Here is a 12,648-nt window from a genome sequence, read left to right on the forward strand (position 1 = left end):
AATCGCTTCACTCCTCGCCGGCATCCGCCGTGGCCAGCAGGCGCTGGCGTTCGTGCAGCAGCTTTTCGAAGGCCGGCGTCGGCAGCGGCCGGCAGAACAGATAGCCCTGCAGTTCGTCGCAGCGGTTGGCGCGCAGGAAATGCAGGTGCTGCTCGATCTCCACGCCCTCGGCCACCACGCCGCGCTTCAGGCGATGGGCCATTTCGATGGTGGCGCGCACGATCGCCTCGTCGTCCGGGTCCACGCCGATATTGCGCACGAAGCTCTGGTCGATCTTGATGCGGTCGGCCGGCAGCTTGCGCAAGTAGTCCAGCGAGGCGGCGCCGGTGCCGAAGTCGTCGATGGCGATGCGGCAGCCCAGCTTGTGCAGGCCGTGCAGGTTCTCCACCAGGTTGGGGGCGGCCTTGATGCTGATGCTCTCGGTCACCTCCATTTCCAGCAGGCCCGGATCCAGGCCGCTCTCCTGCAGCGCCGACGCCACGATGTCGAGCAGGTTCGGCTGCATCAGCTGCACCGCCGAGAGATTCACGCCCAGGCGCAGCCGCAGGCCGAACTTGCGCTCCCACTCCTGCGCCTGCTTGCAGGCGGTGCGCAGCACCCATTCGCCGATCGAGACGATCAGGCCGGTCTCCTCGGCCAGCGGGATGAAGAAGCCGGGGCCGATGAAGCCGAGCTCCGGATGCTCCCAGCGCACCAGCGCCTCCATGCCGACGATGTCCTCGCTGGCCGCGTCCACCTGCGGCTGGTAGAACACGCGCAGCTCGCCATTGTGCTCGGCGTGGCGCAGGCCGGATTTCAGCGCCATGTTCTGCTGCTGCGCCTGCTCGGCGCTGATCTCGTAGATCTGGTAGTTGTTGCGGCCCAGGCTCTTGGCCGCGTACATCGCCTCGTCGGCGTGCTTTAGCAAGGTCTCGGCGTCCGGCGCGTCGTCCGGGAAGAAGCTCACGCCGATCGAGGCGGTGACCTGCAGCTCGGTGCCGTCGTCGATGCGGAACGGCGCTTCCATCACCTGCACGATCTTCTCGGCGACGCGCAGTACGTCCTCGCTCTTCACGATGTGCCGCAGGATCACCACGAACTCGTCGCCCGCGTAGCGCGCCACCGTGTCCGACGCGCGCACGCTGGTGCGCAGGCGCTGGGTGGTGGTGATCAGCACCTGGTCGCCCACCGCGTGGCCGAGGGTGTCGTTGATGGTCTTGAAGCGGTCCAGGTCGACGAACAGCATGGCGAAGCATTCGCCGGTGCGGTTGGCCTCGCGGATGATGGTGTCGAGGCGGTCGTTGAACAGCAGGCGGTTGGGCAGGCCGGTGAGCGCGTCCAGCAGGCCTTCGGCGCGGCCCTGCTCGCGGGTGCGGCGCAGTTCCAGCGCATGGGCGAAGCGCGCCGCCGCGCAGCGCAGCACCGGTTCCACGATGGCCAGCTCGCCGAACGGCTGGCGCGTGCCGGCCAGCAGCGCGCCGAGCACGCTGTGGCGCTCGTCCAGCAAGGGCAGGCCGGCGAAGCCGCTCAGGTCGAGTTGTTCCAGCAGCGGATCCATCGCCGCCAGGCGGCGCGCGCCGCCGGGGTGCAGCATCGGCTGCCCGGACAGCACCAGGCGCAGCGAACTCTGCAGCTGCGGGCTGGGCCACAGCTGCTCCTCGCCGCTCCAGCATTGCGCCAGCTGCAGCGGCGCGCCGCCGTCTTCCGGACGCGCCGACCAGATCGCCAGATAGTCCAGCCCCATGTCCTCGAACAGCATCCGCGCCGCGGTGGCGATGCTGTCGTCGGCGCTGCTGCTGGCGAACAGGCGCGCCAGCATGGCCAGCGCCACTTCGGCGCGCGCGCCGGCGCGGTCGCTGCGGAACACGAAGGCCACGGCGTCGCGGCCGGCGTGGCGGATCTGCCGCGCGCTGGCCTCGCCGCTGTCCTCGCCCTGGCGCGAGCGGCGCCGGCAGGGATGCCAGCGGCGCGAATCGTCGGCCAGCGCCTGCTCCGGCGCCAGGCCCTGGAACCGCAGCAGCTCGGCCAGCGGCTGGCCGACCAGGCGCTCACCGGACAGGCCGCTGCGGCGCAGCAGCGCGGGGCTGACTTCGAGCAGGCGGCCGCGCTCGGCATCGACGATCAGCCACTCGCTGTCCACTTCGTCGAAGGCGAAGCGGTAGTCGCCGCCGCCGTGCGCCGCCTCGCCCTGCGCGGAAGCCGGCAGGATCGCGCCGGTGCGCTGCAGGCGCTGCCAGCGTGCGATCAGCTCGCTGTCGATCTGCGCGGCATACAGCCAGTCGGAAACCCCGGCCGGCAGCTGGGCCGGCTTGATCGCCGCGCCCTCGGTCAGCACCACGATCACCGGTGCCTCGGCGCAGGCCGGCAGGCGGCGCAGCTGTTCCACCGAGGCCAGCGCGTCGCGCGCGTCGCCTTCCAGCACCATCACCACCAGGGCCAGCTTGGGGCGGCCTTCGAGCAGGATGCCGGCGTGGGTGGTGTCGCGGGCGGAATGCACGGCGAGGTGGCCGTCGCGGTCCAGCGCGTCGAACACGGCGCGGCGCAGCTCGCGCTGCGCCGCCACCACCATGATGCCGCCGGGGGCGGACACGGCCGCGTTCAAAGCAGCCACCGGCCATCGCGCAGGCGCGGCCGGAGCGCGGGCTTGACCTGGCAGCTGAGCCGCACGATCACGTCGCTCAGTCCTTCCACCAGCGATTCGGGGGCATCGAGCAGCACCACCCGGCGCACGTGGCCGGTGGGCGTACGGGCCAGCTGGCGCAGCAGGGCCACGTCCGGCGCGGCCAGCGGCAGCGGCAGCCGGCGCAACAAGTAAATGCCGAAGTGATTGCTCTGCTGGATGTAGCGCAGCACCTGGCTCAGCCGCGCATGCGGCGCCTTGTCGGCGTGCTCCTCGCGCAGGTTGCCCAGGCCTTCCTCCGGACTCCACAGGTAGATGGCCTGGCCGGTGCGGCGGACCAGGCTGCGGAACTGCCCGATCAGGGCGTCGCCGTCCGCGTCTTCCAGTGAGACCAGGCAGCCGCGCGCGCCCAGGATGCGCTCGAGGATATCGGCACCTGGCTGGACGGCTGGGGCGGCAATGGAGGTGTTCATTGGGCAGCTAAGTTACGCGGTCCGCGGGGCTACGCCTAGCGCCCGAAAGAGCCTCCGCGCATTCGCCGGCGGGTTTCTTGCGTCAGCGCACAGGCCGGTCTTTTACGCCACTTTCATGGACTTGCGCACCGCCCCGGACCATCTCGCAATCCACGCTACGGCAGGGTATGGTGCCTGCCTTTCCATGCTGGACCTGACTCATGTTCGAAGGACTGCGCTTCAACCACTGGAAGACGAGCCTGGACGACAGCGGCATCGTCACCCTGACGCTCGACCGCGCCAACAGCAGCGTCAACGCGCTCTCGCGCGAGGTGCTGGACGAGCTCGGCCAGATCGTGGAGCGCCTGTCGATCGAGAAGCCCGCCGGCGTGCTGATCCATTCGGCCAAGCCGGGCGGCTTCGCGGTGGGCGCGGACATCAAGGAATTCGTCGAATACGCCAAAGACGGCACGGTGCTGCAGAACATCGAGAACGGCCAGCGCGTGTTCGAATCGCTGGCCCGCCTGCCCTGCCCCACGGTGGCCGCCATCCACGGCGCCTGCATGGGCGGCGGCACGGAGCTGGTGCTGGCCTGCCGCCAGCGCATCGCGGCGGATGACGAGAAGACCCGGATCGGCCTGCCCGAAGTGATGCTCGGCATCCACCCCGGCTGGGGCGGCACGGCGCGGCTGCCGCGCCTGATCGGCGCACTCGACGCGCTGCCGGTGATGCTGACCGGCAAGGCGCTGTCGGCCAGGCGTGCCGCCGCGCTCGGCGTGGTCGACCGCCTTGCGCCCGCCGGCGAACTGCTGGCCGAAGCGCGTGCCCTGCTGCGCCGCCCGCACGTGCGCCCCGCCGTGCAGCGGCTGAAGGCCTGGGCCACCAATACCTGGCCGGCGCGGCAGATCCTGGCGCCGATGGTGCTGAAGCAGACCGCCGCCAAGGTGCGCAAGGAGCACTACCCCGCCCCGTTCGCGCTCATCAACGTATGGCAGCGCGGCGGCTCCAGCATCCAGCAGCGGCTGAAGCTGGAGGCGCGCTCGGTGGCCAAGCTGGCCGAGACCAGCACCGCGCGCAACCTGATCCGGATCTTCCTGCTGCAGGAACGCCTGAAGGGCCAGGGCGCCGGCGCGGAGCACGGCATCGAGCACGTGCACGTGGTGGGCGCCGGCGTGATGGGCGGCGATATCGCGGCCTGGGCGGCCTTCAAGGGTTTCCAGGTGACCTTGCAGGACCGCGAGATGAAGTTCATCCAGCCCGCGCTGGACCGCGCGCGCGCGCTATACGAGAAAAAGCTGAAGACGCCGGAGAAGGTCGAAGAAGTGGCGCGCCGCCTGCGCGCCGACGCCGAGGGCAAGGGCGTGGCCGCGGCGGATCTCGCGATCGAGGCGATCTTCGAGAACGCCGAGGCGAAGAAGGCGCTGTACGCCACCATCGAGCCGCAGTTCCAGGCGGACGAGATCCTCGCCACCAATACCTCGAGCATTCCGCTGGACGAACTGCGCCAGGGCCTGCGCGCGCCGCAGCGTTTCCTGGGCCTGCACTTCTTCAATCCGGTGGCGCAGATGCCGCTGGTGGAAGTGGTGCGCCACGACGGTCTCGACCCCGCGATCGAGAAGCGCGCGCTGGCCTTCTGCAAGGCGATCGGCAAGCTGCCGGTGGCGGTGAAGGGGACGCCGGGCTTCCTGGTCAACCGCATCCTGATGCCTTACCTGCTCGAAGCCATCCGCCTGTACAACGAAGGCGTGCCCGGCCCGGTGCTGGACAAGGAAGCGAAGAAATTCGGCATGCCGATGGGGCCGATCGAACTGGCCGATACCGTGGGCCTGGACGTCTGCGCATCCGTAGGCAAGGAGCTGGCGCCCTTCCTCGGCCTGGAACTGCCGCCTGGCATCGAGGACAAGCTCGCCGCCGGCAAGCGCGGCAAGAAGGACGGCCAGGGCTTCTACGTGTGGCAGGAAGGCAAGCCGCAGAAGCCGGAAGTGGATCCCGACTACGCCGCGCCCGCCGACCTGCAGGAGCGCATGCTGCTGCCGATGGTCAACGAGGCCGTGGCCTGCCTCGCCGACGGCGTGGTGGACGATGCCGACCTGCTCGATGCCGGCGTGATCTTCGGCACCGGCTTCGCGCCGTTCCGCGGCGGCCCGATCCAGTACGTGCGCAGCGAAGGCGCCAGCGTGGTCAAGGGCAAGCTGGAACGGCTGGCGCAGCGGCATGGCGAGCGCTTCGCGCCGAAGCAGGGGTGGGACTTGCCGACCCTGGCGCAGCCGCCGGAAGCCTGAAGACAAGTCATGAAATGAAAAAGGCCGGCATCATCGCCGGCCTTTTCTTTGCTCGTCATCCCGGCGCAGGCCGGGATCCAGTAGCGTTGCCGTCCGAGTGTGCGAAAAAGCTCCAGAGCGAGCTTTGGGATGCCTTCACTACGATGCGGCACATCGCCACTGGATTCCGGCCTGCGCCGGAATGACGTCCATACGTAGTCGCGTGCCGCGATTCCCTGCGTCTCAGGTAGCGCTTACCAGACCAGATCGTCCGGCACGCCATCCTCGCCCACGCCACCCGTACCCGGCTCCGGCAGCAGCGCCAGCAAATGCGCATCGATCTCGCGCACCTGCTCGGCGATGGCGCGGCTCACCACCAGGTAGTGGCCGCCCTGCTGCACCACGCCCAGCTCGCCCGCATTGAGCGCGGCCAGTTGCGCCTGGTCGACGTAGACGCGGCGGATCTTGCCGCCGTATTCGAAGTGGCGCGCATGCTCGGCGTCCTTCTTGTTCAATGCCTGGCCCTGCAGCAGTTGCTGGACCTTCTGCTTGCGCTCGCGCTTGAGCCGCGCTTCCTCGGCCGCCGCCTGCTCGGCCTGGCGGCGCTCGGTGCTTTCGGCCTGCTTGCGGATCGCATAGGCCTTGGCCAGGTCGATCTCGCCGTCGCGCGGCGGACGCGCGGACGGTTGCTGGGGCTTGCCGCCCGGCTTCGCCTGCGGGTTGCCGGGCTTGCCGCCCTGGCTTTTGAAAGGCTTGTGCGCCGGCCTGCCGGCGGGCGGCTGCGATGCGCGCTTCTCGTCGCGCACCTGTTTGACGATGCCGCTCTTGAGCAGCTGATCGCGCAGGGAATCGGCCATGATCGATAAACCTGTCTTGCGTGTGGATCGGAACGTGGGACTAGCGAAACATCAGTAATGCGGCGGCGGCGGCTCGCTGTGCGGGTCGTGCGACTGCGAGCTGCGCAGTGCCAGCAGCTCGTCGCGCAGGTCGCGCAGGATCTGCTCCAGCTTGAGGATGCGCTGCGCCTGCTCGGTCTCGGTGGCGACCAGGGCGTTCACCGTGTCGTCGAGAAAGGTCAGGCGCACTTCCAGTTCGGTCAGGCGTTGTTCGAGCGATACCGACACGTCACACCCTCAGGCTGCGGCCGCGGCCGATGCCGTAATAGGCCAGGCCGGCTTCCTCGACCGCGGACGGGTCGTACAGATTGCGGCCGTCGAAAATGGCCGGGCTCTTGAGCGCGGCGCGGATGCGCGCGAAATCGGGACTGCGGAACGCCTTCCACTCGGTGACGATGGCCAGCACGTCCGCGCCTTCCAGCGCCTGGTAGGCGCTGTCGCACAGCACCAGGTCCGCGCGGTCGCCGTAGATGCGATGGGTTTCCTCGCGCGCTTCCGGGTCGAACGCGCGCACGCTGGCGCCGGCCTCCCATAGCGCTTCCATCACGCGGCGGCTCGAGGCCTCGCGCATGTCGTCGGTGTTCGGCTTGAAGGCCAGGCCCCACAGCGCGATGGTGCGGCCCTTGAGGTCGCCGTCGAAATGGCGCGAGACCAGCTCGAACAGCTTGCCCTTCTGGTCGTTGTTCACCGACTCCACCGCGCCGAGCAGGCGCGCCGGATAGCCCACGCTGCGCGCGGTGCGTTCCAGCGCCTGCACGTCCTTGGGGAAGCAGGAGCCGCCGTAGCCGGCGCCGGGGTAGATGAAGTGATAGCCGATGCGCGGATCCGAGCCGATGCCCTGGCGCACCAGTTCCACGTCGGCGCCGACGCGCTCGGCGATGTTGGCGATCTCGTTCATGAAGCTGATCTTGGTCGCCAGCATGGCGTTCGCCGCGTACTTGGTCAGCTCGGCAGAACGCTCGTCCATCACCACCGTGCGGTCGTGGTTGCGGTTGAACGGCGCGTACAGCTTGCGCAGCACGCCCACCGCGCGCTCGCTGGAGCTGCCGATGATGATGCGGTCCGGGCGCAGGCAGTCTTCGACCGCGTCGCCCTCTTTCAGGAATTCCGGATTGGAGACCACGTCGAAATCGACCTGGACGCCGCGCGCCGAGAGTTCGTTCGCCACCGCTTCGCGCACGCGGTCGGCGGTGCCTACCGGCACGGTGGACTTGTTCACCACCACGGCGTAGCGGTCCAGGTGCTGGCCGATGGTGCGCGCCACGCCGAGCACGTAGGTGAGGTCGGCGCTGCCGTCCTCGTCCGGCGGCGTGCCGACGGCGATGAAGAGCACCTGGCCGTGCGCGATGGCCGGCGCGGCGTCGGTGGTGAAATCCAGCTGGCCGCTGGCGTGGTTGCGCTTGACGATGGGTTCCAGGCCCGGCTCGTAGATGGGGATCTCGCCGCGCTTCAGGCGCTCGACCTTGGCCGCGTCGATATCCACGCAGACCACGTGGTTGCCCATCTCGGCCAGGCAGGCGCCGGTGACCAGGCCCACGTAACCGGTGCCGAAAATGGTGACTTTCATCGTATGCAGGGTTCCGCGATGCGTTAGACCGCAGATTCTAGCAGGGGGTCCTGCCGCATCGGACTGCCGGCTTTTCCGAAATCCGTGCCGGGAAAAGCAACGGGGCGCGAATCGCTTCGCGCCCCGTGCCTGATCTGCTGCGAACCGCGGACGCTTACTTCGCGCCGCCCTGGTCGCCAGCGGCGCCGGCCGGCGTCGGGCCGGTCTTCACCAGGGTCACGTCGAAGATGATCGTCGAGTTCGGCGGGAAGCCGTTCTGCGGCTGCGCGCCATAGGCGATGTTCGACGGGATGAACAGCTTGTAGTGGCCGCCCACCTGCATCAGCTGCAGGCCTTCGCGGAAGCCCGGGATCACGCCGGAGAGCGGGATCGAGGCCGGACCGGTGCTGCCCTCGTGCTTGGACGAATCGTCGAACACTTCGCCGTTGACGAAGCTGCCGACATAGTTCACCTGCACGGTGTCGTTCGGACCCGGACGGGCGCCGGTGCCCTGGCTGATCACCTGGTACTGCAGGCCCGAGGCGGTGGTCTTCACGCCGGCGGCGGTCTTGTTCTTGGCCAGGAAAGCGTCGCCGTCGGTCTTGTTCTTGGCGGCAACCTTCTCGTACTCGGCTTTGGCTTTGGTCTGCAGATTGGCGACGAACGCGTCGCGCACCTGCTTCGCTTCAGCCTCGCTCATGGTCGGCTTCTGGCCGGACAGGGCGGACTGCACAGCGCGGGCCACGGTGGCCGGATCCACTTCCTCGCGCACGAGCGGGGGCAGCTGGCTGGCCAGGTCCCAGCCGACCACGTAGCTGGCCTTGGTCTTGTCGACCGCGCCGGCCGCCGGAGCGGCGGTCTTGGCGGCCTGGGCGTGCGCGCCGGCGGTGAGGCCCAGCGCAACCGCCAGGGCGGCGGCCGTCAGCGTGGGACGCAAGAATTGCTTCATTTGAAACTCCCTCGTTTTTGGATGTCCCGGTGCTCACCGGACGGGCCTCCCGGATGGAGGCAGCGCCACGCATTGTGAGGCGCCTTACCGGTCTTAGCAACGATGTCGAATGTCGACCATCAGGCCATATAAAGGTTCAAAGCACGTGACATCGTGGCATTTTGCGATTTTCTTCACGAATGCCCGTTCGGCCGGCCGTCGCGTTCCAGCGTGTCGCGCAGCGCCGCCTGCAGGCGCGCATGCACCTGAACCAGTACACGCCATAGCAGCCAAGTCAGCGCCAGGCCGACCAGAACCAGCACCAGCGCCACTTCCCGCGGCGGCAGGATGGTCGAGGCCAGGGCCGCCACCAGCAGGCCGAGCACCCACATCGCGGCCAGCGGCACGATGCGTGCCAATACGGAGCGGATCTTGACGTTGAGCGCGCCGCCGAGCCGCTCCGGAATGCTCAGCTCCGCCAGCAGCATGCCCAGCGCCGCGGCCTTGCGGTACGCCGCCACGATCATCGGCAGCGACAGCAGCGCGGCGACCGACCAGGCCAGCGTGCGCTCGGTGAGCGGACGCTGGTTCAACCATTCCCAATGGAAAAACTGCCGGCGATACAGATAGGCCATGATCAGGAACACGGCCACCACCAGCATCATGTTGATGAGCACGTGCCACACCAGGCGGCGGATCATCTTCATCACGATCGCGCCCTGCCCGCTCAGGCTCACATTGCCCATCCAGTCGGTGTACGCGCCGAACATGCCGCTGACACCGGCGGGCATGCGCCGCCCGAGGAAACCCGCCAGCGGATCGGCGCCGCGGATCAGGTACGGCGTAAGAAAGGTGGTAATGGCCGACACCGCCACCGCGACCGGATACAGAAAACTGCTGGTCACCTTCAAGGTCAGGCCGAGCGAGGCGATCACGAACGAGAACTCGCCGATCTGCGCCAGCCCCATGCCCACCCGCAGCGAGGTGCGCCCGCCGTTGCCGGCGACGAAGGTGCCGAAGCTGCAGGTGATCACCTTGCCCAGCACCACCACGATGGTGACCACGGTGATCGGCAGCGCGTACTGCTTCAGCAGCGCCGGATCGATCAGCATGCCGATGGCGACGAAGAACACCGCGCTGAACATGTCGCGCACCGGGGTGATGATGCGCTCCACCCGCGCCACGCTGTCCGATTCGCCCACGATCGCGCCGATCAGGAAGGCGCCCAGCGCGATGCTGTAGCCCATTTCCGTCACCAGCAGGCAGAAGCCGAAGCACAGGCCCAGCACCGCCACCAGCAGCACGTCGTCGCGCGCCACCCGCGCGATGTAGTCGACCACCCGCGGCACCAGCAGCAGGCCCACCACCAGCGATACCACCATGAACAGCATCAGGCGCCCGACCGCTTCCATCGCCTGGCCCGCTTCCAGGTCGCCGGTGCTGGCGATGCCGGTGAGCAGCGCCATGAGCACCACGGCGAGCACGTCCTCGATGATGAGGATGCCGAAGATCAGCTGCGCGAAGCGTTCGCGCTTGAGGTCGAGGTCGTCCAGCGCCTTCATGATGATGGTGGTGGAGGAGATCGACAGCATCGCGCCCAGGAACATCGAGTCCATCGGCGTCCAGCCGAAGAAGCGGCCGATCTCGTAGCCGATCCACACCATCAGCACGATCTCGCACAGCGCCGCCACCAGCGCCGCGCCGCCTACCGCCCTGAGCTTCTTGAGGCTGAATTCCAGGCCCAGCGCGAACAGCAGCAGGATCATGCCCAGCTCGGACAGCGTGCGGATGGTGTCTTCGTCGTGGATGAAGATCACCGGCGAGGTATACGGCCCCACCAGCACGCCCGCGATGATGTAGCCGAGCACTACCGGCTGGCGCAGGCGCTGGAAGATCACCGTGGTGAGGCCGGCGACCAGCATCACCGTGGCGAGATCCTGGATGAAGTGCAGATCGTGCATGGGCGCTTCCGTGTCGAGTCATCGCAAGACTACACGGAGGTGTCGGAAGCGCGGCTTCACGCCCTCCACGCTCGCTTGCTCGCCGCCCCGACGCAGGACTGACACGCGGCGCGAACATTTGTGAAAATTTTTGTTCGCGGATGCTTGACGAAACCCCGATCCCTATCTATTCTTTCGGGCTCCACAGCAGTGGGGCCATAGCTCAGCTGGGAGAGCGCCTGCATGGCATGCAGGAGGTCGGCGGTTCGATCCCGCCTGGCTCCACCAATAAATTTTAGATTACGTCCCCATCGTCTAGAGGCCTAGGACATCACCCTTTCACGGTGGCGACCGGGGTTCGAATCCCCGTGGGGACGCCATCTTAACTCTGACGCATCGGTCGCGGTGCGTATGGAAGTTGAGGTGGACTTAGGGGCCTCGTAAGTAGCTGTTCGAAAATGCGGAGCGGTAGTTCAGTCGGTTAGAATGCTGGCCTGTCACGCCGGAGGTCGCGGGTTCGAGTCCCGTCCGCTCCGCCACTTTTCCAAGGAACCCGCCTGGTGCGGGTTTTTTGTTGCCCGCGATTCCGCGCCCTCTTCCACCCCCGGCGAACCTACAGCTCGTGCCCCGGCGGCAAGTCCACCGGCTTGTGCTGCGCCAGCGGCTCCAGCGTGCCGCGCGAATGCCCCTGCTCGGCCAGGTACTCCAGCCAGCGCGAGAGGAAGCCGTTCATGCGCAGGCGATGCTGCAGCACCGTGTGCGCCGGCGGAAACGGCCCCAGCACCTGCCACAGATGGCGGCCCGGATGGCAATGCAGCGCCTCGGCCACGTGCGCGTCGGTGTACATGCGCAGCTGCGCCGACGGCGACGGCTGCCCGGTGTTGGCATCGAGGAAGTCGTAGGTCAGTTCCAGTTCCAGCGTATAGGGATGGCGTTCCTGCACCTGCAGGCGCACGTCCAGCCCGTCGTCCACGCTCGACACATAGAAGCCCGGCGCCAGTTCGTGCGGTGCGAACAGGTGCGCCAGGCGATGGTAGTTCTCCGCATACAGTCCCATCAGGAAGCCGAAGCGATCCGGCAGCAGGGACTGGCGACTGTCCAGCACGGCACTCATAAGGACCTTGGGTACTCCTTCGAAGTCAGAACATGGTCCGCTCGATACCGAAGCGGTCAAGGATCTTGCTGGCGATTTCCTCGATCGACGTATGCGTGGTGTTGAGGCTGGGGATGCTTTCCCGCCGCATCAGCTTCTCGGCCTGCTCCAACTCCCAGCGGCACTGCTGCAGGGTCGCATACCGGCTGCCGGCGCGCCGCTGCTCGCGGATCTGCGCCAGGCGCTGCGGGTCGATGGTCAGGCCGAACAGCCGGTCCCGGTAGGGACGCAGCCGCACCGGAAGCTCCAGCTTGTCCAGGTCGTCGTCGGTGAGGGGGTAGTTGGCGGCGCTCACCCCGTAATGCAAGGCCATGTACAGGCAGGTCGGCGTCTTGCCCGAGCGGGATACGCCGACCAGGATCAGGTCGGCCTGGGCATAGTCCACGTCGATGCCGTCGTCGTGGGACAAGGCGTAGTTGGTGGCATTGATGCGCGCCTCGTACTTGTCGAAGTCCACCATGCCGTGCGAGCGGTTCACGGCGCCCGAGCGCTTGGCGCCCAACTCGTCTTCCAGCGTGCCGATGAACGGCGCGAACACGTCCAGCATCAGCGCCCCGCTCGCCGCCACGATCTCGCACAGGTCGCGCGAGGCCATGGTGTTGACCACGATCGGCCGCTCGCCACTTTGGGCGAAGCGCGTCTTGATGCGCAGCGCGGCGGCCTCCGCTTTTTGCGCGTCGTCCACGAACGGCAGGCGATGCTTGTCGAATTGCACGCCCTCGAACTGGGCCAGGATGCTGTTGCCGATCGTCTCCGCTGTAATACCAGTGGAATCGGAGATGTAAAAAACGGTACGCCGCATACCAGTTCCGCCGGGCCTGCAAAAGTTGGGCGCCACCTTAGCGCAAGCACGAATCCCTGTCTTTGCTTGAC

Annotated in this window: 10 protein-coding genes and 3 tRNA genes; 4 read left to right on the top strand and 9 right to left on the bottom strand. The window is 67.7% G+C overall.

The features are described 5' to 3' along the window. Positions 1 to 7 precede the first annotated feature (7 nt). Both FHW84_RS11250 and FHW84_RS11255 read right to left on the bottom strand, forming a co-directional pair. A complete protein-coding gene (locus tag FHW84_RS11250) occupies positions 8 to 2,548 on the bottom strand; it encodes an EAL domain-containing protein (protein WP_167256000.1) in 2,541 nt (846 codons plus the stop codon). 29 nt (positions 2,549 to 2,577) lie between these two features. Continuing rightward, positions 2,578 to 3,072, bottom strand: coding sequence for a hypothetical protein (locus FHW84_RS11255; RefSeq protein WP_167255500.1), 495 nt, complete (start codon positions 3,070 to 3,072; stop codon positions 2,578 to 2,580). A 200-nt stretch (positions 3,073 to 3,272) separates the two neighbouring features. On the opposite strand from FHW84_RS11255, the gene FHW84_RS11260 reads away from it, so the two are divergent. Beyond that, positions 3,273 to 5,333 (top strand): 3-hydroxyacyl-CoA dehydrogenase NAD-binding domain-containing protein, encoded by a 2,061-nt coding sequence (locus FHW84_RS11260; protein WP_167255502.1) that lies wholly within the window; start codon positions 3,273 to 3,275, stop codon positions 5,331 to 5,333. Between the two features lie 233 nt (positions 5,334 to 5,566). On the opposite strand, the gene FHW84_RS11265 is transcribed toward FHW84_RS11260, so the two are convergent. The 5 genes from FHW84_RS11265 to FHW84_RS11285 all read right to left on the bottom strand — a co-directional run bounded on the left by FHW84_RS11265 (position 5,567) and on the right by FHW84_RS11285 (position 10,643). Next, positions 5,567 to 6,169, bottom strand: coding sequence for a DUF2058 family protein (locus tag FHW84_RS11265; protein WP_167255504.1), 603 nt, complete (start codon positions 6,167 to 6,169; stop codon positions 5,567 to 5,569). 51 nt (positions 6,170 to 6,220) lie between these two features. Beyond that, positions 6,221 to 6,436, bottom strand: coding sequence for a SlyX family protein (locus FHW84_RS11270; protein ID WP_167255506.1), 216 nt, complete (start codon positions 6,434 to 6,436; stop codon positions 6,221 to 6,223). A 1-nt stretch (position 6,437) separates the two neighbouring features. Further along, a complete protein-coding gene (locus FHW84_RS11275) occupies positions 6,438 to 7,775 on the bottom strand; it encodes a UDP-glucose/GDP-mannose dehydrogenase family protein (protein ID WP_167255508.1) in 1,338 nt (445 codons plus the stop codon). A gap of 154 nt (positions 7,776 to 7,929) precedes the next feature. Beyond that, positions 7,930 to 8,703: an FKBP-type peptidyl-prolyl cis-trans isomerase gene (locus tag FHW84_RS11280; RefSeq protein ID WP_167255510.1), complete on the bottom strand. Its 774-nt coding sequence runs from the start codon at positions 8,701 to 8,703 to the stop codon at positions 7,930 to 7,932. A gap of 173 nt (positions 8,704 to 8,876) precedes the next feature. Then, positions 8,877 to 10,643, bottom strand: coding sequence for a cation:proton antiporter (locus tag FHW84_RS11285; RefSeq protein ID WP_167255512.1), 1,767 nt, complete (start codon positions 10,641 to 10,643; stop codon positions 8,877 to 8,879). A gap of 191 nt (positions 10,644 to 10,834) precedes the next feature. On the opposite strand from FHW84_RS11285, the gene FHW84_RS11290 reads away from it, so the two are divergent. From FHW84_RS11290 to FHW84_RS11300, 3 genes are all read left to right on the top strand, one after another. Next, positions 10,835 to 10,910, top strand: a tRNA-Ala gene (locus FHW84_RS11290). A gap of 16 nt (positions 10,911 to 10,926) precedes the next feature. Further along, positions 10,927 to 11,002, top strand: a tRNA-Glu gene (locus FHW84_RS11295). 82 nt (positions 11,003 to 11,084) lie between these two features. Next, positions 11,085 to 11,161: transfer RNA gene (locus tag FHW84_RS11300), tRNA-Asp, on the top strand. 74 nt (positions 11,162 to 11,235) lie between these two features. Here the strand turns inward: FHW84_RS11300 and FHW84_RS11305 are convergent. Both FHW84_RS11305 and FHW84_RS11310 read right to left on the bottom strand, forming a co-directional pair. After that, positions 11,236 to 11,736 carry a DUF1249 domain-containing protein gene (locus FHW84_RS11305; RefSeq protein ID WP_167255514.1) on the bottom strand — a complete coding sequence of 167 codons (501 nt, stop codon included), beginning with the start codon at positions 11,734 to 11,736 and terminating at the stop codon, positions 11,236 to 11,238. Between the two features lie 25 nt (positions 11,737 to 11,761). Further along, positions 11,762 to 12,577 carry a pyruvate, water dikinase regulatory protein gene (locus FHW84_RS11310; RefSeq protein WP_167255516.1) on the bottom strand — a complete coding sequence of 272 codons (816 nt, stop codon included), beginning with the start codon at positions 12,575 to 12,577 and terminating at the stop codon, positions 11,762 to 11,764. Positions 12,578 to 12,648 lie beyond the last annotated feature (71 nt).

Origin of the sequence: Dyella sp. SG562 (assembly GCF_011759495.1) — a bacterium.
In the GTDB taxonomy this organism is placed as follows: Bacteria; Pseudomonadota; Gammaproteobacteria; order Xanthomonadales; family Rhodanobacteraceae; genus Dyella_D; species Dyella_D marensis.

Excerpts from the sequence above, each read along its gene's own strand:
- FHW84_RS11250 (WP_167256000.1), bottom strand. The coding sequence starts at position 2,548 with ATGGTGGTGGCGGCGCAGCGCGAGCTGCGCCGCGCCGTGTTCGACGCG.
- FHW84_RS11255 (WP_167255500.1), bottom strand. The coding sequence starts at position 3,072 with ATGAACACCTCCATTGCCGCCCCAGCCGTCCAGCCAGGTGCCGATATC.
- FHW84_RS11260 (WP_167255502.1), top strand. The coding sequence starts at position 3,273 with ATGTTCGAAGGACTGCGCTTCAACCACTGGAAGACGAGCCTGGACGAC.
- FHW84_RS11265 (WP_167255504.1), bottom strand. The coding sequence starts at position 6,169 with ATGGCCGATTCCCTGCGCGATCAGCTGCTCAAGAGCGGCATCGTCAAA.
- FHW84_RS11275 (WP_167255508.1), bottom strand. The coding sequence starts at position 7,775 with ATGAAAGTCACCATTTTCGGCACCGGTTACGTGGGCCTGGTCACCGGC.
- FHW84_RS11280 (WP_167255510.1), bottom strand. The coding sequence starts at position 8,703 with ATGAAGCAATTCTTGCGTCCCACGCTGACGGCCGCCGCCCTGGCGGTT.
- FHW84_RS11285 (WP_167255512.1), bottom strand. The coding sequence starts at position 10,643 with ATGCACGATCTGCACTTCATCCAGGATCTCGCCACGGTGATGCTGGTC.
- FHW84_RS11305 (WP_167255514.1), bottom strand. The coding sequence starts at position 11,736 with ATGAGTGCCGTGCTGGACAGTCGCCAGTCCCTGCTGCCGGATCGCTTC.
- FHW84_RS11310 (WP_167255516.1), bottom strand. The coding sequence starts at position 12,577 with ATGCGGCGTACCGTTTTTTACATCTCCGATTCCACTGGTATTACAGCG.